The organism is Pseudomonas sp. MONT-RG-20F-20-E-7-02 (assembly GCF_022662395.1).
Taxonomy (GTDB): Bacteria; Pseudomonadota; Gammaproteobacteria; order Pseudomonadales; family Pseudomonadaceae; genus Aquipseudomonas.
Genome location: NZ_JAKNQN010000007.1, coordinates 193,412 through 217,757, shown reverse-complemented (window position 1 = coordinate 217,757; position 24,346 = coordinate 193,412). Strand labels below are relative to the sequence as shown.

The 24,346-nt window shown below is 60.0% G+C and carries 25 protein-coding genes; 8 read left to right on the top strand and 17 right to left on the bottom strand.

Features of this window, described 5'->3' with window-relative positions:
- Positions 1-6: 6 nt before the first annotated feature.
- From L8I05_RS21105 to mreB, 4 genes are all read right to left on the bottom strand, one after another.
- Positions 7-603, bottom strand: a complete 597-nt coding sequence (locus tag L8I05_RS21105; protein WP_242171382.1) for a Maf family protein — start codon at positions 601-603, stop codon at positions 7-9.
- Between the two features lie 51 nt (positions 604-654).
- The gene (gene mreD / locus L8I05_RS21100) at positions 655-1,143 is read right to left on the bottom strand and encodes a rod shape-determining protein MreD (RefSeq protein ID WP_017138250.1); all 489 of its coding nucleotides are present in this window, start codon (positions 1,141-1,143) and stop codon (positions 655-657) included.
- The gene (gene mreC / locus L8I05_RS21095) at positions 1,143-2,255 is read right to left on the bottom strand and encodes a rod shape-determining protein MreC (protein ID WP_347341232.1); all 1,113 of its coding nucleotides are present in this window, start codon (positions 2,253-2,255) and stop codon (positions 1,143-1,145) included. The genes mreD and mreC overlap by 1 nt, the downstream gene beginning before the upstream one ends.
- A gap of 139 nt (positions 2,256-2,394) precedes the next feature.
- Entirely contained in the window at positions 2,395-3,432 is a 1,038-nt protein-coding gene (gene mreB, locus L8I05_RS21090) for a rod shape-determining protein MreB (RefSeq protein WP_002555108.1), read from the bottom strand.
- A 210-nt stretch (positions 3,433-3,642) separates the two neighbouring features.
- Between mreB and gatC the strand changes: the two genes are divergently transcribed.
- The 6 genes from gatC (at position 3,643) to L8I05_RS21060 (ending at position 8,872) form a co-directional block, all read left to right on the top strand.
- Positions 3,643-3,930: an Asp-tRNA(Asn)/Glu-tRNA(Gln) amidotransferase subunit GatC gene (gene gatC, locus L8I05_RS21085; protein ID WP_003171764.1), complete on the top strand. Its 288-nt coding sequence runs from the start codon at positions 3,643-3,645 to the stop codon at positions 3,928-3,930.
- Between the two features lie 16 nt (positions 3,931-3,946).
- On the top strand, positions 3,947-5,398 hold the full coding sequence (gatA, locus tag L8I05_RS21080) for an Asp-tRNA(Asn)/Glu-tRNA(Gln) amidotransferase subunit GatA (protein ID WP_177016509.1): 1,452 nt from the start codon (positions 3,947-3,949) through the stop codon (positions 5,396-5,398).
- 10 nt (positions 5,399-5,408) lie between these two features.
- Positions 5,409-6,854: an Asp-tRNA(Asn)/Glu-tRNA(Gln) amidotransferase subunit GatB gene (gene gatB / locus L8I05_RS21075; protein WP_242171380.1), complete on the top strand. Its 1,446-nt coding sequence runs from the start codon at positions 5,409-5,411 to the stop codon at positions 6,852-6,854.
- A 160-nt stretch (positions 6,855-7,014) separates the two neighbouring features.
- Positions 7,015-7,386, top strand: a complete 372-nt coding sequence (locus L8I05_RS21070; protein WP_159954243.1) for a septal ring lytic transglycosylase RlpA family protein — start codon at positions 7,015-7,017, stop codon at positions 7,384-7,386.
- A gap of 50 nt (positions 7,387-7,436) precedes the next feature.
- Positions 7,437-8,492 carry a calcium/sodium antiporter gene (locus tag L8I05_RS21065; RefSeq protein ID WP_242171532.1) on the top strand — a complete coding sequence of 352 codons (1,056 nt, stop codon included), beginning with the start codon at positions 7,437-7,439 and terminating at the stop codon, positions 8,490-8,492.
- A complete protein-coding gene (locus tag L8I05_RS21060; protein WP_065875108.1) occupies positions 8,489-8,872 on the top strand; it encodes a carboxymuconolactone decarboxylase family protein in 384 nt (127 codons plus the stop codon). The genes L8I05_RS21065 and L8I05_RS21060 overlap by 4 nt, the downstream gene beginning before the upstream one ends.
- 124 nt (positions 8,873-8,996) lie before the next feature.
- On the opposite strand, the gene L8I05_RS21055 is transcribed toward L8I05_RS21060, so the two are convergent.
- The 5 genes from L8I05_RS21055 to kdgD all read right to left on the bottom strand — a co-directional run bounded on the left by L8I05_RS21055 (position 8,997) and on the right by kdgD (position 15,665).
- Positions 8,997-9,938, bottom strand: a complete 942-nt coding sequence (locus L8I05_RS21055; RefSeq protein ID WP_242171378.1) for an AEC family transporter — start codon at positions 9,936-9,938, stop codon at positions 8,997-8,999.
- A gap of 199 nt (positions 9,939-10,137) precedes the next feature.
- A complete protein-coding gene (gene garD / locus L8I05_RS21050; protein WP_159954240.1) occupies positions 10,138-11,691 on the bottom strand; it encodes a galactarate dehydratase in 1,554 nt (517 codons plus the stop codon).
- An 11-nt stretch (positions 11,692-11,702) separates the two neighbouring features.
- Entirely contained in the window at positions 11,703-13,067 is a 1,365-nt protein-coding gene (locus L8I05_RS21045) for an MFS transporter (protein ID WP_242171377.1), read from the bottom strand.
- 186 nt (positions 13,068-13,253) lie between these two features.
- On the bottom strand, positions 13,254-14,699 hold the full coding sequence (locus L8I05_RS21040) for an aldehyde dehydrogenase family protein (RefSeq protein WP_110622098.1): 1,446 nt from the start codon (positions 14,697-14,699) through the stop codon (positions 13,254-13,256).
- 54 nt (positions 14,700-14,753) lie between these two features.
- The gene (gene kdgD, locus L8I05_RS21035; protein ID WP_159954238.1) at positions 14,754-15,665 is read right to left on the bottom strand and encodes a 5-dehydro-4-deoxyglucarate dehydratase; all 912 of its coding nucleotides are present in this window, start codon (positions 15,663-15,665) and stop codon (positions 14,754-14,756) included.
- A 236-nt stretch (positions 15,666-15,901) separates the two neighbouring features.
- Between kdgD and L8I05_RS21030 the strand changes: the two genes are divergently transcribed.
- Entirely contained in the window at positions 15,902-17,059 is a 1,158-nt protein-coding gene (locus tag L8I05_RS21030; protein WP_242171374.1) for a phospholipase, read from the top strand.
- A gap of 144 nt (positions 17,060-17,203) precedes the next feature.
- On the opposite strand, the gene L8I05_RS21025 is transcribed toward L8I05_RS21030, so the two are convergent.
- The 8 genes from L8I05_RS21025 to rplM form a co-directional block, all read right to left on the bottom strand.
- Positions 17,204-17,953 (bottom strand): FadR/GntR family transcriptional regulator, encoded by a 750-nt coding sequence (locus tag L8I05_RS21025; RefSeq protein ID WP_159954236.1) that lies wholly within the window; start codon positions 17,951-17,953, stop codon positions 17,204-17,206.
- Positions 17,954-18,111: 158 nt separating this feature from the next.
- On the bottom strand, positions 18,112-18,531 hold the full coding sequence (locus L8I05_RS21020; RefSeq protein ID WP_159954235.1) for a ClpXP protease specificity-enhancing factor: 420 nt from the start codon (positions 18,529-18,531) through the stop codon (positions 18,112-18,114).
- Positions 18,532-18,548: 17 nt separating this feature from the next.
- Positions 18,549-19,166: a glutathione S-transferase N-terminal domain-containing protein gene (locus L8I05_RS21015; protein ID WP_159954234.1), complete on the bottom strand. Its 618-nt coding sequence runs from the start codon at positions 19,164-19,166 to the stop codon at positions 18,549-18,551.
- Between the two features lie 149 nt (positions 19,167-19,315).
- Entirely contained in the window at positions 19,316-20,095 is a 780-nt protein-coding gene (locus tag L8I05_RS21010; protein ID WP_159954233.1) for a cytochrome c1, read from the bottom strand.
- Positions 20,095-21,306: a cytochrome bc complex cytochrome b subunit gene (locus L8I05_RS21005; protein ID WP_159954232.1), complete on the bottom strand. Its 1,212-nt coding sequence runs from the start codon at positions 21,304-21,306 to the stop codon at positions 20,095-20,097. Before L8I05_RS21005 ends, L8I05_RS21010 begins: the two co-directional genes overlap by 1 nt.
- On the bottom strand, positions 21,306-21,902 hold the full coding sequence (gene petA / locus L8I05_RS21000) for a ubiquinol-cytochrome c reductase iron-sulfur subunit (RefSeq protein ID WP_053254389.1): 597 nt from the start codon (positions 21,900-21,902) through the stop codon (positions 21,306-21,308). Before petA ends, L8I05_RS21005 begins: the two co-directional genes overlap by 1 nt.
- A 265-nt stretch (positions 21,903-22,167) precedes the next feature.
- The gene (rpsI, locus tag L8I05_RS20995) at positions 22,168-22,560 is read right to left on the bottom strand and encodes a 30S ribosomal protein S9 (RefSeq protein ID WP_003171743.1); all 393 of its coding nucleotides are present in this window, start codon (positions 22,558-22,560) and stop codon (positions 22,168-22,170) included.
- A gap of 14 nt (positions 22,561-22,574) precedes the next feature.
- Positions 22,575-23,003 (bottom strand): 50S ribosomal protein L13, encoded by a 429-nt coding sequence (gene rplM / locus L8I05_RS20990; protein ID WP_003171742.1) that lies wholly within the window; start codon positions 23,001-23,003, stop codon positions 22,575-22,577.
- Positions 23,004-23,251: 248 nt separating this feature from the next.
- Between rplM and L8I05_RS20985 the strand changes: the two genes are divergently transcribed.
- Complete coding sequence (locus tag L8I05_RS20985) at positions 23,252-24,292, top strand: NADP(H)-dependent aldo-keto reductase (protein ID WP_242171371.1); 1,041 nt, start codon at positions 23,252-23,254, stop codon at positions 24,290-24,292.
- Positions 24,293-24,346: the final 54 nt, after the last annotated feature.

The window sequence follows — 24,346 nt, the reverse complement described above, 5'->3', positions numbered from 1 at the left end:
AGGCGTTCAGCGCGCGGTAAGGTTTTGCCAACAGGGTATGCCGAATTGGCCAAGCAGTTGCGCGGTTTCGCACACCGGCAGGCCTACCACGGCGGAATAGCTGCCATTGAGCCCGGCGACAAACACCGAACCAAGCCCCTGGATAGCATAGCCGCCTGCCTTGTCCTGAGGTTCGCCACTGTGCCAGTAGGTTGTAGCCTCCTCGACAGAAATACCGCGAAACCGTACGCGACTGCTGACACAGCGTGTTTCGCAGCGCGAACCGTCGGTGACGGCAATGGCGGTCAGCACCTCGTGCTCACGCCCGGCCAAGGCCATCAACATCGCCAGGGCGTCGGCCTGATCCACCGGTTTGCCGAGGATCTGCCCATCTACGATCACGGCCGTGTCAGCACCCAGCACGCAGATGCCCGCGCCGTGTTCAAGCGCAGCAAAACCCGCCGTAGCCTTGCCGCGCGCAAGGCGCTCGACGTAGGCCACAGCAGGTTCGTTTGTAAGAGGAGTTTCATCAATAGCGGCGCTGACCACGGTGAAGGGCACACCGATCTGGGTCAGCAATTCACGCCGCCTTGGGGAACCCGAAGCCAGATAAAGCGAATTCATTCCAGACTCTCCCTGTAGGGTTCGATAACCAGGCAGAGCCTCGCAATCCATTCAATTGATTTTGTAGCGACGACGTAATCCACGCAGACCGAAACTGACCCATGGCCACAGCAACGCACTGACCAGCGCCGGCAGCACCAACGCCAGGGTCGGCTGGCGGTTACCGGTCAAGGCGCTGAGCCACAGTTGCACCAACTGCGCCAGGCCGAAGATCACCAGGATCACCAGGCACTGCTGCCACATCGGGAACATGCGCAAGCGTTGTTGCAACGACAGCACCAGGAAGGTGATCAGGGTGAGGATCAACGCGTTCTGGCCCAGCAAGGTGCCATAGAGCACATCTTCCGCCAAGCCCAGGCACATCGCGGTGACCATCCCGACTTTATGCGGCAAGGTCAGCGACCAGAAAGCCAGCAGCAAGGCCAGCCATAAAGGACGCAGGATTTCCATGAATTGCGGCAGCGGCGAAACGCTGAGCAGCAAACCGATGGCGAACGTCAGCCAGACGATCCAGCCATTGCGCGAATGAGTACCGGCCATTATTCCTCCCTCTGCCGCGTGGTTGCCGGGGCGGTAGCCGCTGGCCGGGTTGCCGGTGTGGCAGCAGGCGTCGACGCTGGCGGCTTGGCCGCAGCGGGTTTAGCCGCACGCGCGCTGTGAGCTGCTGGCTTGGCAGGCGTCGCGACAGGTGCGGCCGGGGTTGCCGACGGTGCGGGCGGCCCGACGAACGCCGGTTTCGGCACCGTAGCGGGGATGGTGGGTACGGCGCCGTTCTGCTTGTCTTCCGCTTCCTGCGCCTGGGCGGCGTCATTGGCACGTTCTTCGGGGGTGCGGTTGTCGCTGAACACCAGCAGCAAGTAGCGGCTACGGTTCAAGGCAGCCGTCGGCACGGCACGCACGATGGCGAACGGCTGACCGGAATCGTGGATCACTTCCTTCACCGTCGCCACTGGGTAACCCGCCGGGAAGCGCTGGCCCAGGCCGGAACTGACCAACAGGTCGCCTTCCTTGATGTCGGCAGTATCGGCAACATGGCGCAACTCAAGGCGCTCCGGGTTACCGGTACCGCTGGCAATCGCGCGCAAGCCGTTGCGATTCACCTGCACCGGGATGCTGTGGGTGGTGTCCGTCAGCAGCAATACCCGCGAGGTGTAGGGCATCAACTCGACCACCTGGCCCATCAGGCCACGGGCATCGAGCACCGGCTGGCCAAGGACGACACCATCGCGCTCACCCTTGTTGATGATGATGCGATGGGTAAACGGATTCGGGTCCATGCCGATCAACTCGGCCACTTCGACCTTCTCGTTGACCAGTGCGGAAGAATTGAGCAACTCGCGCAGCCGAACGTTCTGCTCGGTGAGGGCCGCCAGCTTTTGCATGCGCCCCTGCAGCAGCAGGTTTTCAGTCTTGAGTTTTTCGTTCTCGGCGACCAGCTCAGTGCGGCTGCCGAATTGGCTGGCCACGCCCTGGTAGAGACGTTGCGGCAGGTCGGTGATCCAGTAGGTCTGCATCAACACCAGCGACATCTGGCTACGCACGGGCTTGAGCAGCGCAAAGCGGGCATCGACCACCATCAGCGCGACCGAAAGCACGACCAGCACCAATAAGCGCACGCCCAATGAGGGGCCTTTGGCGAAAAGCGGTTTAATAAGCCGCTCCTCCCAGGCAAATGTTCTCTTTATTCATACGGCATCAAACCGGCCTGGATGCAGATTGAAGAAGATAAACGCCAACAGGCAGCACTGCAAAGTGCTGCCTGCGGACGAAGCATGAACCATCCAGGCAATCTTATTCGCTGGAGAGCAGGTCCATGGTGTGTTTATCCATCATTTCCAGTGCACGGCCACCGCCACGGGCGACACAGGTCAGCGGGTCTTCGGCGACGATCACCGGCAGGCCGGTTTCCTGGGCCAGCAGCTTGTCGAGGTCACGCAGCAAGGCGCCACCACCGGTCAGCACCAGGCCACGCTCGGCGATATCGGAAGCCAGTTCCGGAGGCGATTGCTCCAGGGCGCTTTTCACGGCCTGAACGATGGTGGCCAGGGACTCTTGCAGAGCTTCCAGCACTTCATTGGAGTTCAGGGTGAAGGCACGTGGAACGCCTTCGGCCAGGTTGCGACCGCGAACATCAACTTCGCGCACTTCGCCGCCTGGGTAGGCGGTGCCGATTTCCTGCTTGATGCGCTCGGCGGTGGATTCGCCGATCAGGCTGCCGTAGTTACGGCGCACATAGGTGATGATCGCTTCGTCGAAGCGGTCGCCGCCAACGCGTACGGATTCGGCATACACCACACCGTTCAGGGAAATCAGGGCGATTTCGGTAGTACCACCACCGATATCCACCACCATCGAACCGCGTGCTTCTTCAACCGGCAGGCCGGCACCGATCGCAGCAGCCATTGGCTCTTCGATCAGGAACACTTCACGCGCACCGGCGCCAAGGGCCGATTCACGGATGGCACGACGCTCAACCTGGGTGGACTTGCACGGAACGCAGATCAGCACACGAGGGCTGGGCTGCAGGAAACTGTTTTCGTGAACCTTGTTGATGAAATACTGCAGCATCTTCTCGCAGACACTGAAGTCGGCGATCACGCCGTCTTTCATCGGACGAATGGCAGCAATATTGCCTGGTGTTCGGCCGAGCATGCGCTTGGCCTCGGTGCCAACGGCAACGACACTTTTCTGATTACCATGGGTCCGAATGGCCACAACCGATGGCTCATTCAGAACGATTCCGCGCTCGCGCACGTAAATAAGGGTGTTGGCAGTGCCCAGGTCAATGGAAAGATCGCTGGAAAACATGCCACGCAGTTTCTTGAACATGGGGAAAGGACCCTAGGCAACGCGTGGGTAAAAAAGTGCGGCAAACTCTAACAACGACAGGGATTTTGGGCAAGGCGCCAATGTGCTAAATTGGCCGACTTTCTGTGCACCAACCCCCACAATCGCGGCCATATGACCGTAGAAATGCGGTAGTGTTCCGACAATCTAACACACGGACGCCCTCCGTTCTGTTTTCCACTGGAGAATCCCATGGCGCTTGAACGCTCCGACGTGGAAAAAATCGCTCATCTGGCCTCGCTTGGCCTGAATGAAGCCGATCTTCCACAGACCACCGCAGCCCTGAACAGCATTCTCGGGCTGGTTGACCAAATGCAGGCCGTCAATACCGACGGCATCGAGCCCCTGGCTCACCCGCTGGAAGCCAGCCAGCGCCTGCGCGCAGACGTTGTGACCGAGCGAAATAATCGCGAGGCCTACCAGTCCATCGCGCCAGCGGTCGAAAACGGCCTGTACCTGGTTCCGAAAGTCATCGACTAAAGGGAAAGAGCCTTTCATGCATCACATGACTCTGGCCGAGATCGCCCGCGGTCTCGCCGACAAAAAGTTTTCTTCCGAAGAGCTGACCAAGACCCTGCTTGCGCGCATTGCCGAGCACGATCCCAAGGTCAACAGCTTCATCAGCCTCACCGAAGAGCTGGCCCTGAGCCAGGCCAAGGCCGCCGACGTTCGTCGCGCCAACGGTGAGAATGGCGCACTGCTGGGCGCACCAATCGCCCACAAAGACTTGTTCTGCACCCAGGGCATTCGCACCAGTTGCGGCTCGAAGATGCTCGACAACTTCAAGGCGCCGTACGATGCCACCGTGGTCTCCAAGCTGGCCGCCGCCGGGGCCGTGACCCTGGGCAAGACCAATATGGACGAGTTCGCCATGGGTTCGGCCAACGAATCCAGCTACTACGGCGCAGTTAAAAACCCGTGGAACCTGGAACACGTGCCCGGCGGTTCGTCCGGTGGTTCGGCTGCCGCCGTTGCCGCGCGCTTCCTGCCGGCCGCTACAGCCACCGACACCGGTGGCTCGATCCGCCAGCCAGCGGCCTTCACCAACCTCACCGGCTTGAAGCCGACCTATGGTCGCGTTTCCCGTTGGGGCATGATCGCCTACGCGTCCAGCCTGGATCAGGGCGGCCCTCTGGCGCGCACTGCTGAAGACTGCGCGATTTTGTTACAAGGTATGGCCGGGTTCGACACACAGGACTCCACCAGCATCGATGAGCCGGTGCCGGACTACAGCGCCAGCCTCAATACCTCGATCAAAGGCCTGCGCATCGGCGTGCCGAAAGAGTATTTCAGCGCCGGCCTCGACCCGCGTATCGCCGAACTGGTGCACAACAGCGTCAAGGAGCTGGAAAAGCTCGGCGCCGTGATCAAGGAAATCAGCCTGCCGAACAATCAGCACGCGATTCCTGCGTACTACGTGATCGCGCCGGCAGAAGCCTCTTCCAACCTGTCGCGTTTCGACGGCGTGCGCTTCGGCTATCGCTGTGAAAACCCGAAAGACCTCACCGACCTGTACAAACGCTCCCGTGGCGAAGGCTTCGGTGCCGAAGTACAACGCCGGATCATGGTCGGTGCCTACGCCCTGTCGGCCGGCTACTACGACGCGTACTACCTCAAGGCGCAAAAGATCCGTCGCCTGGTGAAGAACGACTTCATGGCCGCCTTCGAAGAAGTCGACGTGATCCTCGGCCCAACCACGCCGAACCCGGCCTGGAAGATCGGCGCCAAGACCGGCGACCCGATCGCCGAGTACCTGGAAGACCTGTACACCATCACCGCCAACCTCGCGGGCTTGCCGGGCTTGTCCATGCCTGCCGGTTTCGTCGATGGCCTGCCGGTCGGCGTGCAATTGCTCGCCCCGTATTTCCAGGAAGGCCGCCTGCTCAATGTGGCGCACCAGTACCAGTTGAACACCGACTGGCACACCCGCACCCCTACCGGCTTCTGAGGAGAACACTATGCAATGGGAAGTTGTGATCGGGCTGGAGATTCATACCCAGCTCGCCACCCAATCGAAGATTTTCTCCGGTAGCGCCACCACGTTCGGCTCCGAGCCGAATACCCAGGCCAGCCTGGTAGACCTGGGCATGCCCGGCGTCTTGCCGGTGCTGAACCAGGAAGCGGTGCGCATGGCGGTGATGTTCGGCCTGGCGATTGACGCCGAGATCGGCCAGCACAACGTGTTCGCGCGCAAGAACTACTTCTACCCGGACCTGCCCAAGGGCTACCAGATCAGCCAGATGGAGTTGCCGATCGTCGGCAAGGGCTACCTGGACATCCCGCTGGAAGACGGCACCATCAAACGTGTCGGCGTGACCCGCGCGCACCTGGAAGAAGACGCCGGCAAGAGCCTGCACGAGGAATTCCCGGGCGCTACCGGCATCGACCTGAACCGTGCCGGCACGCCGTTGCTGGAAATCGTGTCCGAGCCGGACATGCGCAGCGCCAAGGAAGCCGTGGCCTACGTCAAGACCATCCACGCGCTGGTGCGCTACCTGGGCATCTGCGATGGCAACATGGCCGAAGGCTCGCTGCGTTGCGACTGCAACGTGTCGATCCGTCCAAAAGGCCAGATCGAGTTCGGCACCCGCTGCGAGATCAAGAACGTCAACTCGTTCCGCTTTATCGAAAAGGCGATCAACAGCGAAGTGCGTCGCCAGATCGAGCTGATCGAAGACGGCGGCAAGGTGATCCAGCAAACGCGCCTGTACGACCCGAACAAAGACGAAACCCGCGCCATGCGCAGCAAAGAGGAAGCCAACGACTACCGTTACTTCCCCGACCCGGACCTGTTGCCGGTGGTCCTTGAAGATTCGTTCCTCAATGACATCCGCGCCACCCTGCCGGAATTGCCGCAGCAGAAACGCGAGCGCTTCCAGGCGCAGTTCGGCCTGTCGGTCTACGATGCCAGCGTGCTGGCTTCCAGCCGTGAGCAAGCCAACTACTTCGAAAAAGTCGTGAGCATTGCCGGCGACGCCAAACTAGCGGCCAACTGGGTGATGGTTGAGCTGGGCAGCCTGTTGAACAAACAGGGCCTGGAAATCGACGAAGCCCCTGTCACCGCCGAGCAACTGGGCGGCATGCTGCTGCGCATCAAGGACAACACCATCTCCGGCAAAATCGCCAAGACCGTGTTTGAAGCCATGGCCAGCGGTGAAGGCAATGCCGACGACATCATCGAAAAGCGCGGCCTCAAGCAAGTCACCGACAGCGGCGCGATTTCGGCCGTTCTCGATGAAATGCTGGCGGCCAACGCCGAACAGGTCGAGCAATACCGCGCCGCCGACGAAGCCAAGCGCGGCAAGATGTTCGGCTTCTTCGTCGGCCAGGCAATGAAAGCGTCCAAAGGCAAGGCCAACCCGCAACAAGTGAACGAACTGCTGAAGAGCAAGCTCGAAGGCTGATTCGCAACACTCTGAGAGCAGGAACCGGCCTATGTGGGAGCCGGGCTTGCCCGCGATGCAGGCACCTCGGTCCTTCAAATCGACCGCGGTGATGCCATCGCAGGCAAGCCAGCTCCCACATGAGCCGGGGCCTGCATTTGATACGGGGGCATCCTTGATAATGAAGCGTCTACTCGGCCTGCTGGCCCTGTTCTCTCTGTTGGCCGGTTGTGCCAGCGGCCTCATCGACCCCAACGGCTACGACGAAACCGGCACCGCCTCGTATTACGGCGCCAAGCACCATGGCAACAAAACCGCCAGCGGTGAACCCTTCAACCAGAATGCCCTGACCGCCGCCCATCGGCGCCTGCCCTTCGGCACGCAGGTCAAGGTAACCAACCTCGACAACAACAAATCCGTGGTACTGCGCATCAATGATCGCGGCCCACATACCCGTGGGCGCCTGATCGACGTTTCACGCAGGGCCGCCGAACAACTCGGTATGCTGGGCAGCGGCACTGCGCGGGTTCGCGTGCAAGCCATGAGCAACTAATCAAGGGAGCCTTGGCCATTTCCGCATTAACCGCCCTCTCGTCCTGGAGCCTGATCGAACTGGTCAGCGGCCTGGTGTTGCTGATCGTCGGCGCTGAAATCCTGGTGCGCGCCGCCGTGCGCCTGGCGGCCAGCCTCAAGGTGCGGCCACTGATCATCGGCTTGAGCATCGTCGCCTTCGGCAGCAGCGCGCCACAGATGACCGTGAGCCTGCAGGCCACCCTGGCCGGTAATACCGATATCGCCGTGGGCAGTGTGATCGGCAGCAGTATCTTCAACACGCTGGTCACTCTGGGCCTCGCCGCGCTGATCATCCCATTGCGCGTGTCCCGGCAGTTGGTGCGCCTGGATATCCCGGTGATGATTTGCGCCGGCCTGCTGGTGTTTACCCTGGCCGCCAACGAAGAACTGACCCCGCTCGATGGCCTGTTCCTGCTGATTGCACTGGCGGCCTACCTGGGTGTTTTGCACTATCAGACTCGCCACTCCCGCCGCCCGCGCACACTGGACACCGTGGCCAGGGCGCCCTGGCTGAGCAGCGCATCGCTGATGCTGAGCGGGCTGTTGATCCTGGTGCTGGCCGGGCATTTGCTGCTGGGCGCAGCAGTGGACGTGGCGAGCGACCTGGGCTTGTCCGAGCGCATCATCGGCCTCACGCTGATGGGTGTCGGCACCTCGCTGCCGTGCCTGGCAACCTCACTGATTGCCGCGCTGCGCGGCGAGCGCGAGATCGCCGTGGGCAACGTGATCGGCAGCAACCTGTTCAACCTGCTTGGGGTGCTCGGGTTTACCGCCCTGGTGGCGCCGTCGCCGCTGTCCGTGTCGCCCAATGCGCTGGATTTTGATTTGCCGGTGATGCTCGGCGTGATTGTGCTGTGCCTGCCGGTGTTTTATACCGGCTACCGCGTCACCCGCGCCGAAGGCCTGGTGTTCCTGGGCCTGTACCTGGCGTATGGGCTGCATGTGGTGTCGTTCACCTTTGGCATGCCGCTGGCCACCAAACTTGAACAATTGATGCTGTATTACGTCCTGCCGGCGCTGGTGGCGTTCCTGTTGTTCAGCTCGCTGCAAGCCTGGCGCCGCCAACACAAGAGGGAGTCGCTATGACCGATCAGAAAAAGCCCGGGGTTGAAATGCGTCGCCAGGTGATGGGTGATGTGTTCGTCGACCGCGCCTTGGGGAATGCCACCGAGTTCACCCAGCCGCTGCAGGATTTCGTCAACGAACACGCATGGGGCAGCGTGTGGAACCGTGAAGGCCTGCCGCTGAAGACGCGCAGCCTGATCACCCTCGCCGCCCTCACTGCGCTCAAGTGCCCGCAGGAACTCAAGGGCCACGTGCGTGGCGCCCTGAACAACGGGTGCACGGTGGAGGAGATTCGCGAGGCGCTGCTGCATTGCGCGGTGTATGCCGGCGTGCCGGCGGCGATTGATGCGTTTCGGGCGGCGCAGGAAGTGATTGAGGCGTATCAGGCAGATAAGCAGTGACTGCTAGATAGCTATCGCAGCGATGCGGCGATCCGACAAGCCAGCTCCCACATTTGAAGGTATTCACAGTTCAAAATGTGGGAGCTGGCTTGCCTGCGATTGGCCCTCAAACACACCGAAAAACTCAGATCCAACCACCCGCCTGCAACACAAAAATCCCGATATTGGTGGTCACCGCCGCCATCAAGGTAGTAATCACAATAATCGCCGCCGCCAGTTCATGATTGCCCTCGGCCGCCCGGGCCATGACAAAACTCGCCGCCGCCGTCGGTGCGCCGAAGTACAAAAACAGAATCCCCAGTTCCGGCCCTCGAAAGCCCAGCAACCACGCGCCCAGCGTCGCGAACACCGGCAGGCCCACCATCTTCACCAGGCTGGCACTCAACGCCATGCTCCCGCTTTTGCGCAAGGCCGCCAACGACAAGGTGCCACCGATGCAGATCAACGCCAGCGGCAAGGTCATGTCCGCCAGGTACTGCCCCGACGACTCCAGCCAGCCCGGCAGGCCGATCTTGAAAATCGCGAACGGCGCCGCGGCAATCACGCTGATGATCAGCGGGTTGGCCGCCACACTTTTGAAGATGCTCCACGGGTCGGACTTGATCACCGGGCTGTACACCGCCAGCACGATGGTCGACAGGGTGTTGTAGAACAGGATCACCAGGGCGGCGAGGATCGCGCCGAGGGAAATGCCGTAGTCGCCGTACATGCTGGCCGCCAGCGCCAGGCCGATCACGCCGTTATTGCCGCGAAACGCGCCCTGGGTGTAGATGCCACGGTCTTCGGGCGGGCAGCGGAAAATCGCCCAGCCCCAGGCCAGGGCAAAGCTCAGCAGCGTGGCGACGGCAAAGTAAATCAGCAAACCCGGCTTGAGCGCCGCGTGCAGGTCGGCATGCAGGATGCCGAGAAACAGCAGCGCCGGCATGGTGACGTTGAACACCAGGGACGAGGCTGTGTGGATAAAGTTGTCGTTGATCCAGTTGATGCGCTTGAGCAGCACACCGAGAAACAGCATGGCAAACACCGGCGCGGTGATGGTGAGGGTGGTGAGGAAGATAGCCAGCATGCCGGGGAGAACCTTGGGTGGGTGTCGTCAGGTGGCTAATGATAAGCCAGATTCACCCGGATCGTTCCCACGCTCTGCGTGGGAACGCATCCGCGCCCCTTCACAGCGGACGCGGAGCGTCCAAGGAGGCATTCCCACGCGGAGCGTGGGAACGATCAGCGGAGCGTGGGAACGATCAGCGGAGCGTGGGAACGATCAGTCAGGTGATCGGTGCCGGGTTGAACAGGGTGATGTCGTTATGCAGTTTATGCCGCTCCGCCCACGTCTGTTTCTTGCCGCTGGCCACGTCCAGGTAAAAGTGGAACAACTCCCAGCCCAATTCCTCAATGCTCGCACGCCCGGTAGCGATGCGTCCGGCATCGATATCGATCAGGTCCGGCCAGCGTTGCGCCAATTCCGTACGCGTCGAGACCTTCACCACCGGCGCCATCGCCAACCCATAAGGCGTGCCACGCCCAGTGGTGAACACGTGCAGGTTCATCCCGGCCGCCAGCTGCAAGGTGCCGCAGACAAAGTCACTGGCCGGCGTCGCGCAAAAGATCAGGCCTTTGCCTTTGAAGCGCTCGCCTGGGCCGAGCACGCCGTTGATCGCACTGCTGCCGGATTTGACGATGGAGCCCAGGGACTTCTCGACGATATTCGACAACCCGCCTTTCTTGTTGCCCGGCGTGGTGTTCGCGCTACGGTCCGCCTCGCCTTTGGCCAGGTAACGGTCGTACCAGTCCATTTCCCTGACCAGGGCCTGGGCAACTTCTTTGCTCTCGGCACGAGAAGTCAGCAGGTAAATGGCGTCACGCACTTCAGTGACTTCGGAAAACATCACCGTCGCCCCGGCCCGCAGCAGCAGGTCCGAGGCATAGCCGAGCGCCGGGTTGGCGGTGATGCCGGAAAACGCATCACTGCCGCCGCACTGCATGCCCAGGATCAGCTCCGACGCCGGCACGGTTTCGCGGCGGCGCAGGTCGAGTTTCTTCAAGCGCACTTCGGCCAGCGCCATGATCTGCTCGATCATCTCGGTAAAGCCATGGCTGGAATCCTGCAGCCGATACAGCCACGGCTCGCTCAGGTCGACGGAGCTGTCGTTGTCGTGCATCACCTGCCCGGCCTGCAGCTTCTCGCAGCCCAGGCTGATCACCAGCGCTTCGCCGCCCAGGTTCGGGTTGCGCGCCAGGTTGCGCACGGTGCGGATCGGGATGTAAGCATCCGTCGCGGTGATCGCCACGCCGCAGCCGTAGCTGTGGGTCAGCGCCACCACGTCATCGACATGTGGGTACTTGGGCAGCAACTCGTCCTTGATGCGCTTGACCGCATGGTCCAGCACGCCGGTGACGCACTGCACCGTGGTGGTGATGCCGAGGATATTGCGCGTGCCCACGGTGCCGTCGGCGTTGCGATAACCCTCGAAGGTAAAGCCTTCCAGCGGCGCCTGGGTTTCAGGCACTTCGGTGGACAGCGGCAGGCTGTCCAACGGCGGCGCGGTGGGCATGCGCAGTTGGTCTTCCTGCACCCAACTGCCACGTGGGATCGGCGCCAGGGCGTAACCAATGGTCTGGCCGTAGCGAATAATCTGACCGCCTTCCGGGATGTCTTCCAGGGTCACTTTGTGGCTTTGCGGGATGAAATCCACGGTCACCAGGCCGTCCGGGAACTCGGTCCCGGCCGGTACGCCCTGGTCGTTGACCACGATCACCACGTTGTCGCGCTCGTGCAAACGGATCGAGCGCGGCGAGTCGGCATGTTCAATCAACTGCATTACATCGCCCCTCAGGAATGCGCTTGGGTAAATTGGGTCAGCTCGGGCCCTTTGCTGGGCGGCTCTTTGAGCACCACACGCTTGATCGGGCCAACGATCACCAGGTAGCTGAACACCGCCAGCAGCGCGTTGGCACCGACAAACACCAAGGCCCACTTGAACGAGCCGGTGGTGGCGATGATGTAGCCAATCACGATCGGCGTACTGATGGACGCCAGGTTGCCAAACATATTGAACAGGCCGCCACTGAGCCCGGCGATTTGTTTCGGCGAGGTGTCGGACACCACCGCCCAACCCAGTGCGCCAACGCCTTTACCGAAGAAGGCCAAGGCCATGAAGCCCACCACCATCCATTCGATATCCACGTAATTGCACGCGACGATGCTGCACGACACCAGCAAGCCGCCAATGATCGGCGCCTTGCGCGCGAAGGTCAGCGAGTGGCCCTTGCGCAGCAGGTAATCGGAAATCAACCCGCCCAATACGCCGCCGATAAATCCGCAGATCGCCGGCAGCGACGCAATGAAGCCGGCCTTGAGAATGGTCATGCCGCGTTCCTGCACCAGGTAAACCGGGAACCAGGTCAGGAAGAAATAGGTGATGCCATTGATGCAGTACTGCCCCAGGTACACGCCGAGCATCATGCGGTTGGTCAGCAGTTGGCGGATGTAATCCCATTTGGGTCCGTCGGTTTTCTGGCCATTGGCCTTTTCCTGATCCATGTCGACCATCGCACCGTTCTCGGAGATGTACTTGAGTTCGGCGTCGTTGATCATCGGGTGTTGGCGCGGGCTGTGGATAATTTTCAGCCAGATCAGCGAGAACAGTACGCCAATGCCACCCATCACGATAAACACGTGCTGCCAGCCGAAGGTGTAGACGATCCAGCCCATCAGCGGCGCGAACAGCACCGTGGCGAAGTATTGCGCCGAGTTGAAGATCGCCGAGGCCGTACCGCGTTCGGCGGTGGGGAACCAACCGGCCACGATGCGCGCATTACCGGGGAACGACGGCGCTTCGGCCAGGCCCACCAGGAAGCGCAGCATAAACAGCGCGACGATGGCAGTGGAGACACCAAACTCGCCGACATAGCCTTGCAAGATGGTGAACAGCGACCAGGTGAAGATGCTCAGGGCATAGACTTTTTTCGAGCCGAACCGGTCCAGCAGCCAGCCACCGGGGATTTGCCCGGCCACGTAGGCCCAACCGAATGCGGAGAAGATGTAACCGAGGGTGACCGCGCTGATGCCGAGGTCTTTTTGCAGGCTGGAGCCGGCGATAGCGATAGTAGCCCGGTCGGCGTAGTTGATCGTGGTCACCAGAAACAGCATGAGCAGGATCAAATAGCGGACGTGGGTCGGCTTGGTCGCTTGCATGAAGATGTACTCCCACTAATTATTTTTTTTGCGGGTAAGCATTTCTGTTTTAAGTGCAGGAGCCGCTTTCTGTGGGAGCTGGCTTGCCTGCGATAACGGTGTATCAGTCAACATCTCTGTGACTGATGTACCGTTATCGCAGGCAAGCCAGCTCCCACACAAGCCAGTTCCCACGGGTGTTACGTGTTACGACCCGATGTAGCTGGTTTTCACCACGGTGTAGAACTCTTGCGCATAGCGACCTTGCTCACGCGAACCGTACGACGAACCCTTACGCCCCCCGAACGGCACGTGGTAATCCACACCGGCGGTCGGCAGGTTGACCATCACCATCCCGGCCTGGGAGTGGCGCTTGAAGTGGTTGGCGTACTTCAGCGAGGTGGTGGCAATACCCGCCGAGAGGCCGAACTCGGTGTCGTTGGCCATGGCCAGCGCCGCCTCGTAGTCCGCTACGCGAACCACGTTGGCCACTGGGCCGAAGATTTCTTCACGGCTGATGCGCATGGCGGCTTCGCTGTCGGCAAACAGCGTCGGCGCCAAGTAGTAACCTTCGGTGTCACAGGTGACCAGGCCGCCACCGCTGACCAGCCGCGCGCCTTCGCTTTGGCCGATGTCGATGTATTTCAGGTCCTGATCCAGCTGGGCCTGGGAAACCACCGGGCCAATGTCGGTGCCGCTTTTCAGCGCGTGGCCGACTTTGATCGACTTCATGCGCTCGGCCATGGCCGCGACGAACTGGTCGTGAATACCGGCGGTGACGATCAAGCGGCTCGAGGCGGTGCAACGCTGGCCGGTGGAGTAGAACGCGCTCTGTACCGACAACTCGACGGCCTGCTTGAGGTCGGCGTCGTCGAGAATGATCTGCGGGTTCTTGCCGCCCATTTCCAACTGCACTTTGGCCTGGCGCGACACGCAGCTGACGGCGATTTGACGACCAACGCCGACCGAGCCGGTAAAGCTGATGCCGTCGACTTTCGGGCTGTTGACCAACACATCGCCGACCACACGGCCGCTGCCCATCACCAGGTTGAACACACCGGCAGGGAAGCCGGCGCGGGAAATGATTTCGGCCAGGGCCCAGGCGCAACCCGGCACCAATTCGGCCGGTTTGATCACCACGCAGTTGCCGTAGGCCAGGGCCGGGGCGATTTTCCAGGCAGGGATCGCAATCGGGAAGTTCCACGGCGTGATCAAGCCGACCACACCCAGGGCTTCGCGGGTGACTTCAACATTCACGCCCGGGCGCACCGACGGCACGTAGTCACCGGACAAGCGCAGGCATTCACCGGCGAAGAACTTGAAAATGTTGCCGGCGCGGGTCACTTCGCCGATGGCTTCGGGCAGGGTCTTGCCCTCTTCCCGGGCCAGCAGGGTGCCGAGTTCTTCGCGGCGCGCGAGGATTTCACTGCCGACTTTATCCAGGGCATCGTGACGAGCCTGGATGCCGGAGGTCGACCAGGCCGGGAAAGCAGCGCGGGCGGCGTCGATGGCGGCGTTGACTTGGGCTACGTCAGCCTTGGCGTATTCGCCGATGACATCGGACAACTCCGACGGGTTGATATTGTTGCAGTAGTCGGCACCGGCCACCCACTCGCCGTTGATGTAGTTCTCAAAACGTTTGGCTTGGGACACAAATCTTCTCCTGACGCAAAAGGCCGCTGATCTCTCAGCGGCCTTGTTGATGAGTTACTGCGGACCTTGCTTGTCGATCAGCGCGGCCAGGGCTTCGTATTCTTCCGGCAGCAGATCGGTCAGCGGCGTGCGGACCGGGCCTGCGTCGTAGCCGGCGATTTTTGCACCGGCCTTGACGATGCTCACGGCATAACCGGCTTTGCGGTTACGGATGTCGAGGTAAGGCAGGAAGAAGTTGTCGATGATCTTGCCGACGGTGGCGTGATCGTCCTGGGCAATCGCGTGGTAGAAGTCCATCGCGGTTTTCGGGATGAAGTTGAACACCGCCGAGGAATAAACCGGCACGCCCAGGGCCTTGTAGGCAGCGGCGTAAACTTCTGCAGTCGGCAGGCCGCCGAGGTAGCTGAAACGGTCACCCAGGCGACGGCGGATCGAGACCATCAACTCGATGTCACCCAGGCCGTCTTTGTAGCCGATCAGGTTCGGGCAGCGTTCGGCCAGGCGTTCCAGCAAGGGCGCGGTCAGGCGGCAGACGTTGCGGTTGTAGACCACCACGCCGATCTTGACCGACTTGCACACCGCTTCCACGTGGGCGGCAACGCCGTCCTGGCTGGCTTCGGTCAGGTAATGCGGCAGCAGCAGCAGGCCTTTGGCACCCAGGCGTTCGGCTTCCTGGGCGTACTCGATGGCCTGGCGCGTCGAACCACCGACACCGGCGAGGATTGGCACGCTGGTGGCGCAGGTATCAACAGCGGTCTTCACCACTTGGGAATATTCGCTGGCGGCCAGGGAGAAAAACTCACCGGTGCCGCCGGCGGCGAACAAGGCCGTGGCGCCGTACGGGGCCAGCCATTCCAGACGCTTGATGTAACCCGCCTGGTGGAAGTCACCCTGCGCATTGAAATCGGTCACGGGGAAAGACAGCAGACCGTGGGAGAGGATGGACTTCAGTTCTTGTGGATTCATTATTCGAACACCCTGGGCGAAGACTTTCTATCGAAAGGTTGTTGTTGGTTTTGGTGATGTCGTACGTCATCGTACAACTATAAAAAGATTCGTCAACTGCAATTCATCGGGCTTCATCCGCGGCTAAGCGTTTAAACCTGACTTCTTGACGTAGGAAATTATTCCTCTATGCTCCAGATAACTGTATATGCATACAGTTATCAAGGAAGATTCCTACGACATAGCAAGGAGCTAACATGTCAGGTCTTGAACTCGCAGCACCCGAAAAAACCCCACCGACTCTGCGTTTCGAAGGCGGTGAACACACGGCTATCGGCGATGAAACGCTGTTGCGTTTCGTCAAAGATGCCCCGGCGATTCCCGCCCACCAAGTCGAGCTGCACCTGCCCAACGGGCTGGCGCTCACCTACGGCCAAGTGATCGCCTTGGGCGGTGACTTCTATGGCATCCCTGGCCAACCCATCAGCGATGGCGCCACGCCTGCAGAGCGCGTGCAACGCTTTGGCGCCGCGTTCAATTCGCTGGCAGTGCTGCCCGCCTCGCGGGAAGAAGCCGGGAAGATCCTCGCGGTGATGCAAAAGGAGATCAACGCGGTCAAGCAGGCGATCAAGGACGGCAAACAACCCCATGAAGCCTATGACGCGCTGGGCGATACGTTGTCTGAAGAATGGAACCGCATCACCGGCGGTGGCAGTGCGGTGTCGGCCTTGATTCCACTGGGGCGCTATTTGAAGTTGGCCGCGGACAACGCCGACCATTTCGGCGAATGGGCGCTGTCGGCCTACCTGGCCGGGCATACGGCGGCGTTGCAACAAGCAGTCGTAGCCCATCAAACCGGCACCGACCAGGCACTGGAACTGGCCTATGCAATGAACAGCTTTGCTGATCACTTTTTGACCGACCTGTTTTCCGCCGGCCATCTGCGCGTGCCGCGCAAACAATTGGCCGCGGTGGTGACGCCGGGCGAACTGGGCTCGCTGATCAGCCGCTTCATGCACGATGAAGACAGCAAGTTCGGGCTCAAGGTGCGCAATGCCAAGGGTGATCAATGGCATGCCTATGGGGATAAACGCTACTTCGACGCCATCGACGCGGACAATCGGGCGATGGTCAAACGCGCGGTGCAGGCCTCGGCTGATGAGATCTTTGAGACCTTTATCAGCGGTGTCGCGCCCTCCCCGGCCAACTTCAAGGCGCCGCTGTACGTGCCGGACCTGAATGCCGCGCAGAACCCGGCGAACAATTTCTCGCCGCTGTTCAAGATGGAGGGAGACAAGGTGCTGCGTCGCAAGGACGTGAATGACCTCAACGACAAACACTGGACCAATGATTGGTGGGGTTGGAGTACGTACTTGCTGCTTCAGTCTTACAAACCTAACCAGCCGGCGAACTAAAAAGGTAGATCATTCCTACGCAGAGCATGGGAATGATCACTGTGGGAGCTGGCTTGCCTGCGATGCCGGCGACTCGACCTTTCAGACAGACCGAGGTGCTGCAATCGCAGGCAAGCCAGCTCCTACATTAGATCTGTGTAGCCCTTAAACGCGCTGCGCCTCTGCCTCTTCATGGGCATGGCGCAGGCGCTCGCGGCTGTTGGTCAGGTGCAAGCGCATGGCTGCCCGCGCCGCATCCGAATCCTGGCGGGCAATCGCCTCATAAATTTCTTCGTGTTCGCGGCTCAGGCGGCCCATGTAGTGCTGCTGGTCATCATGGGCCAGGCGCGCCGAATTCAAGCGAGTACGCGGAATGATGCTGGTGCCCAGGTGGGTCATGATGTCGGTGAAGTAGCGGTTGCCGGTGGACAGCGCAATTTCCAGGTGGAACGCGAAGTCTGAGGCCACTGCATCGCCGGCGTGCGCCGCGCTTTCATTCAGGGCATCGAGGGCGGCACGCATGGCGGCCAGTTGCTCGTCGCTGCGACGCAACGCGGCAAGGCCTGCCGACTCCACTTCCAGGCTGATGCGCAGTTCCAGAATCGCCAGCACATCACGCAGTGTCACCACCGTGGCCGGGTCAATGCGAAAACCGCTGGGGCTTGGCGTGTCCAGCACAAAGGTGCCGATACCATGCCGCGTTTCCACCTGCCCCGCCGCCTGCAAGCGCGAGATCGCTTCACGCACCACGGTGCGGCTGACGCCATGGGCTTCCATGATGGCCGACTCGGTGGGCAACTTATCGCCACGCTTGAGTTGGCCGTCGCGGATCTGCTCGGACAACACCGTGACCAATTCCTGGGCAAGGCTGCGGCGCTTGCGGGGAAGACGAGGGGCGGTGTTGGCGTTTTCCATGATGAACCATCTTTCTCGGCGAACTTGAGCCCGCATCATAGCCCATGGCGGTTGTACGATCACCGTTCTGTCGCGACTTTCATCCACATCCTTCGCGCAAAAAAATGCCCCGACATATGTCGAGGCATTTTTCCGGCTCGCCCGAGGGTGAAAGCCGCTTACTTCACCACTTTCAGGCTCGGCCGACCGCTTGGACGCGGTGGCTCGGAATCGGGTGGTGGCACATCATCACCGTCTTCGCCTTCGATCGATTCGTCGTCCTCGAAAGGCGACTCCAGATCGAACACCATGCCTTGGCCATTCTCACGGGCATAGATCCCGAGAATCGCACCAATCGGCACGAACAGCGTATGCGGCACGCCGCCAAAACGCCCTTCAAAGCTCACCGCCTCGTTGTCCATGTGCAGGTGGCGCACGGCACTCGGCGATACGTTCAGCACAATTTGCCCATCACTGGCAAAACCCTGCGGTACGTCAACTTTCGGAAATTCAGAGTTGACCAGCATGTGCGGGGTGCAATCGTTGTCCACAATCCACTCATAGAGCGCGCGGACCAAATAGGGTCGACTGGAGTTCATCAGCGGCTCCTTAAGCCTTAGCGCATATCGCGTTCGACACCAGACAGACTCGCCTGGAAAGCCTCACGCGCAAACTGGCGCTCCATGTAATCAAGCAACGGCTTGGCCGGCCGCGGCAGTTCAATACCGAGAATCGGCAAGCGCCAGAGTATGGGTAATAGGCAGCAGTCCACCAAACTTTGTTCCTCGCTGAGGAAAAAAGGTTTGTCGGCGAACAGCGGCGAAACACCGGTCAGGCTCTCACGCAATTCCTTGCGTGCCTGCACTCGAACGGCTTCTTTTGTACGTGAATCCAGAATCACATCCACCAGCCCGCACCAGTCACGCTGGATCCGATGGATCAGCAGGCGGCTGTTGGCACGCGCCACCGGGTATACCGGCAGCAAAGGCGGATGAGGGTAACGCTCATCCAGGTATTCCATCACCACGGTTGACTCCCACAACGCCAGGTCACGATCGACCAGGGTGGGCAAGCTGCCGTAAGGGTTCACTTCGATCAGTTTTGGTGGATGACGACCCACCTCCACACTGATGATCTCGGCGCTGACACCCTTCTCTGCGAGCACGATGCGTACTCGGTGGGAATAGTGGTCGGCGGGGTCGGAGTAACAGGCCAACCGATTGGTCACGCCCATGGCGGTCCTCCTCGCTTGTTGAAATTATCGAAAGCTCAAAAACGAGCGCGCCCAGAGAGCATCTCTGTAGTGCCTGGTTCAACCAGACCGCTACATGTTCAGAGATGCCGCTGGGCGCGCAAGATTAACAGCAATTGCTTACGGTTGGATCAATGCACATCCTTCCAGTATTCGCGTTTGAGCAGATAGGCGAACACGAAGAAGAAAGCCAGGTACAGCAATACATAGGTGCCGATGCGCTGATGTTGCAATTTGACCGGGTTGGCCGAGTAGGCCAGGAAGGTCACCAGATTCTTGACCTTCTCGTCGAACTGCTCTTCATTCAGCGTACCGGTCTTGGGCACGATGGTCAGTTGATCGCACGCTTCATGAGTCAAAGGCGTGCCGGTCAACGGATCATATTGCTTCTTGCCGTCTTCAACGACCTGAACCTGCTTGCATCCTACCACTTGGCGACCCTGCAGGCCGACCAGAACGTTAGGCATGCCGACGTTCGGGAAGACTTTATTGTTCACACCCCAAGGGCGCGCCGGGTCCTCGTAGAAGGATTTGAGGTAGCCATACAGCCAATCGGTGCCGCGCACGCGCGCCACCAGGGTCAGGTCAGGCGGTGCAGCACCGAACCAGGCCTTGGCGTCGGCAGGCTGCATGCCGATGTTCATGTGGTCGCCGATCTTGGCGCCCGTGAACACCAGTTTCTCCATCATCAGTTCGTGGGGTATTCCCAGGTCATCGGCGACACGCTCATAACGCTGGAACTTGGCGCTGTGACAACCCATGCAGTAGTTGGCGAACGTACGCGCGCCATCCTGCATGGCGGCCTTGTCAGACACGTCAATGTCGACGCTCTCCAGTTCTGCGCCATGCTCGGCGGCGAAGGACAGTAGCGGCAGCGCCGCAAGCATCAATGCAACAAATAATTTTTTCATCAGCCAGTCACCCTTTCCGGAACCGGTTTGGTCTTCTCGAGCCGGGTGTAGAACGGCATCAGAATGAAGTAGGCGAAGTACAGGAAGGTGCAGACCTGCGACAGCACTGTCAGCGCAGGCGTCGGTGCCTTGACGCCGGTCCAGCCCAGCAGCATGAACGCGATGCAGAACACGACCAGCCAGATCCGGCTCAACCACCCCTTGTAGCGCATTGACTTGACCGGGCTGCGGTCAAGCCACGGCAGCACGAACAGCAGCGCAATCGACGCCCCCATGGCAACAACACCCATGAGCTTGTCTGGAATCGCCCGCAAGATCGCGTAGAACGGCGTGAAGTACCAGACCGGTGCAATGTGTTCAGGTGTCTTGAAGGCGTTGGCCTGTTCGAAGTTAGGCTTCTCGAGGAAATACCCGCCCATCTCCGGGAAAAAGAACACGATCGAGCAGAAGATGAACAGGAACACCACTACGCCGACAATGTCTTTCACGGTGTAGTACGGGTGGAACGGAATGCCGTCCAACGGTATGCCGTTTTCGTCTTTGTGTTTCTTGATGTCGACGCCATCCGGGTTGTTCGAACCCACTTCGTGCAGCGCCAGGATGTGCAGTACCACCAGGCCCAGAATCACGATCGGCAGCGCCACGACGTGCAGGGCGAAGAAGCGGTTCAGGGTGATGCCGGAGATCAGGTAGTCGCCACGAATCCACTGGGTCAGGTCGTTGCCGATGACCGGGATTGCGCCGAACAGCGAGATGATCACCTGGGCGCCCCAGTACGACATCTGGCCCCACGGCAGCAGATAGCCCATGAAGGCCTCCGCCATCAGCGCCAGGTAGATCAGCATGCCGAACACCCACACCAGCTCGCGGGGTTTCTGGTACGAACCGTAGAGCAAGCCACGGAACATGTGCATGTAGACCACGATGAAGAACGCCGAGGCGCCGGTGGAGTGCAGCAAGCGCAGAATCGAGCCGTACTCGACGTCGCGCATGATCCCTTCAACGGAGGCGAAGGCCTCTTCGGCCGACGGCGTGTAACTCATCGTCAGCCAAACACCCGTGACCAACTGGTTAACCAGCACCAACAGTGCCAGTGAACCGAAGAAGTAGAAGAAGTTGAAGTTTTTTGGTGCGTAATATTTGCTGAGATGGTCTTCCCACATCTTGGTAGCGGGGAAACGCGCATCCACCCAATCCATGAACTTGCTCATCAGGCTTTCTCCCCCTCGTCGACGCCAATGACAATGACACTGTCAGTCTCGTAGTGATGTGGCGGAACTGGCAGGTTCAGTGGTGCGGGTTGTGACTTGTAGACGCGACCAGCCAGGTCGTAATGGGAGCCGTGGCAGGGGCAGAAGTAACCCCCGACCCAGTCTTTGCCCAGGTCGGCAGGTGCAACTTCAGGGCGGAAAGTAGGCGAGCAACCCAAGTGGGTGCAGATACCGATCAGCAGCAGGATCTCTGGCTTGATCGAACGGATTTCCTTATCGACGTAGGCGGGTTGTTCGGAATTCTTCGAATCGGGATCAGACAGCTGACCTTCGATTTTCTTCAGATTCCCCAGGATTTCCTCAGTACGACGAACGATGAAGACCGGCTGACCGCGCCACTCAGCAATCATCTGCTGGCCTGGGTCGATCTTGCTGACATTCACCTTCACCGGTGCACCTGCGGCTTTCGCCTTGGCACTGGGAAACCATGACCCCACGAACGGGACCGCAGCCCCCACCGCTCCTGCAGCACCCACCACGGATGTGGCTGCTACCAAGAAGCGACGCCGGCCTGCATTCACGCCGTCATTGCTCATTCAGTCCTCTCCCATCAGCTTTTTGGCCTGTTAAATCAGGCGTCTACTAAGTGTTGAATCTTTACTTATAAAAATTTTGTCGGATGGTAATGAAAAGCCCCACGTATGACAAGGGAATTGCCCGGGGCTGCCCCTCCAGGCCTTGTAGTATAGGGGGTCTACGGATGTGGCAAGTTGTCACGGCGAAAAATGTGCATAAATCGCAGGCAATAAAAAACGCCCAGCTCCGTGAGGAGTTGGGCGTTTTTGTGGAACGTAAAGCGAATTAACGCTTCGAGTACTGCGGACGCTTACGCGCTTTACGCAGACCGACTTTCTTACGTTCAACTTCACGAGCATCGCGAGTAACGAAGCCAGCTTTGCGCAGAGCGCCACGCAGGGTTTCGTCGTACTGCATCAGAGCGCGAGTGATACCGTGGCGGATTGCGCCAGCTTGACCACTTACACCGCCACCGATAACGGTGACGTAGATGTCGAACTTTTCAACGGTCTCGGTCAGTTCCAGCGGCTGACGAACTACCATGCGGGCAGTTTCGCGACCGAAGAAGTTGTCCAGAGTGCGGTTGTTGATCGAGATGTTACCAGTGCCCGGACGCAGGAAAACGCGTGCGGTTGCGGTTTTGCGACGGCCAGTGCCGTAATTTTGAGTCGCCGACATAATGAACTATTCCGTTAAAACTTCAGTTCTTGGGGCTGCTGAGCAGCATGAGGGTGTACAGCGCCCGCATAGACTTTCAGCTTGCGAAACATATCGCGACCCAGTGGGCCCTTCGGCAGCATGCCTTTGACCGCGATTTCGATCGGGGCTTCAGGCTTCTTGGAAATCAGGCCTTCAAAGTTCGAAGACTTGATACCGCCTGGGAAACCGGAGTGACGGTAGTACATTTTGTCTTGCGCTTTGTTGCCGGTAACACGTACCTGCTCAGCGTTGATGATCACGATGTAGTCACCGGTGTCAACGTGAGGGGTGTACTCAGGCTTGTGCTTGCCACGCAGACGGCTGGCGACTTCAGTGGCCAGACGACCCAGGGTCTGACCAGCGGCGTCGACGACAAACCAGTCGCGCTGAACTGTTTCCGGTTTTGCAGTAAAAGTTGTCATTCTTTAATAGCCTCAGGGGCCGCCCTGTAAATTAGACGGCGGATCTTACTGAATAGTGCGTACTTTGACAAGTCAAAGGCAGCCGGATACAGACGCTATCGGGGGCTCGGGTCGGCGCGTCCGTTCAACGGCAAGATTCTTCGGCAGGCGGCGCATCACTTCCACTGCAGAAAGAGGTGGGCAATTATGCAGATTGCGAAAAAAAATTCAACCTGCTTTTATGATTGTTTTCCCCGAAGGAGTACCCGATGGATTATCGACAGCTGGGCCGAACCGATCTGAACGTAAGCGCGATAGCCTTGGGCACCATGACCTGGGGTGAGCAGAACAGCGAGGCAGAGGCCTTCGCGCAGATCGAACGGGCGAAGGCCGCAGGGATCAACTTCCTCGACACAGCCGAAATGTACCCGGTGCCGCCGAAGGCAGACACCTATGCCACCACCGAACGTTACATCGGTAATTACTTCAAAAGCCGCGGCGACCGTGCCGACTGGATCCTCGCCAGCAAGATCGCCGGCCCCGGTAACACCATCGACTACATCCGTGATGGTCACCTGCGCCACAACCGCAAGCACATCGTCGAAGCCCTGGATGCCAGCCTCAAACGCCTGCAGACCGACTGGATCGACCTCTACCAGTTGCACTGGCCGGAGCGCAGCACCAACTTCTTCGGCCAACTGAGCTACAAGCACAAGGACGAAGACGACCTGACCCCGCTGGAAGAAACCCTCGAAGCGCTGGACGAACAGGTGAAGGCCGGCAAGATCCGCCACATCGGCCTGTCCAACGAAACCCCGTGGGGCACCATGAAGTTCCTGGCCCTGGCCGAAGCCCGTGGCTGGACCCGCGCGGTGTCGATCCAGAACCCCTACAACCTGCTTAACCGCAGCTTTGAAGTGGGCCTGGCGGAAGTTGCGATTCGTGAGCAATGCGGTCTGCTGGCCTACTCGCCGCTGGCATTCGGCATGCTCAGCGGCAAGTACGAGAACGGCGCACGCCCATCCAAGGCACGCCTGACCGAATACAGCCGCTTCAGCCGCTACTTCAACCCGCAGTCGGAAGCCGCCTGCAGCCGTTATGTGGCACTGGCGCGTGAGCACGGCCTGGACCCGGCGCAGATGGCGCTGGCGTTCGTGACGCAACAGCCGTTTGTGACCAGCAACATTATTGGTGCCACGACACTGGAGCAACTGGACAGCAACATTGCCAGTGCTGACCTGAAACTGCCGAAAGAAGTGCTGGAAGGGATTGAGGCGATTCAGAAGGATCATCCGAACCCTGCGCCATGATTGATCTTTAGGCCGCCATCGCGGGCAAGCCCGGCTCCCACATTTTGAACTGCG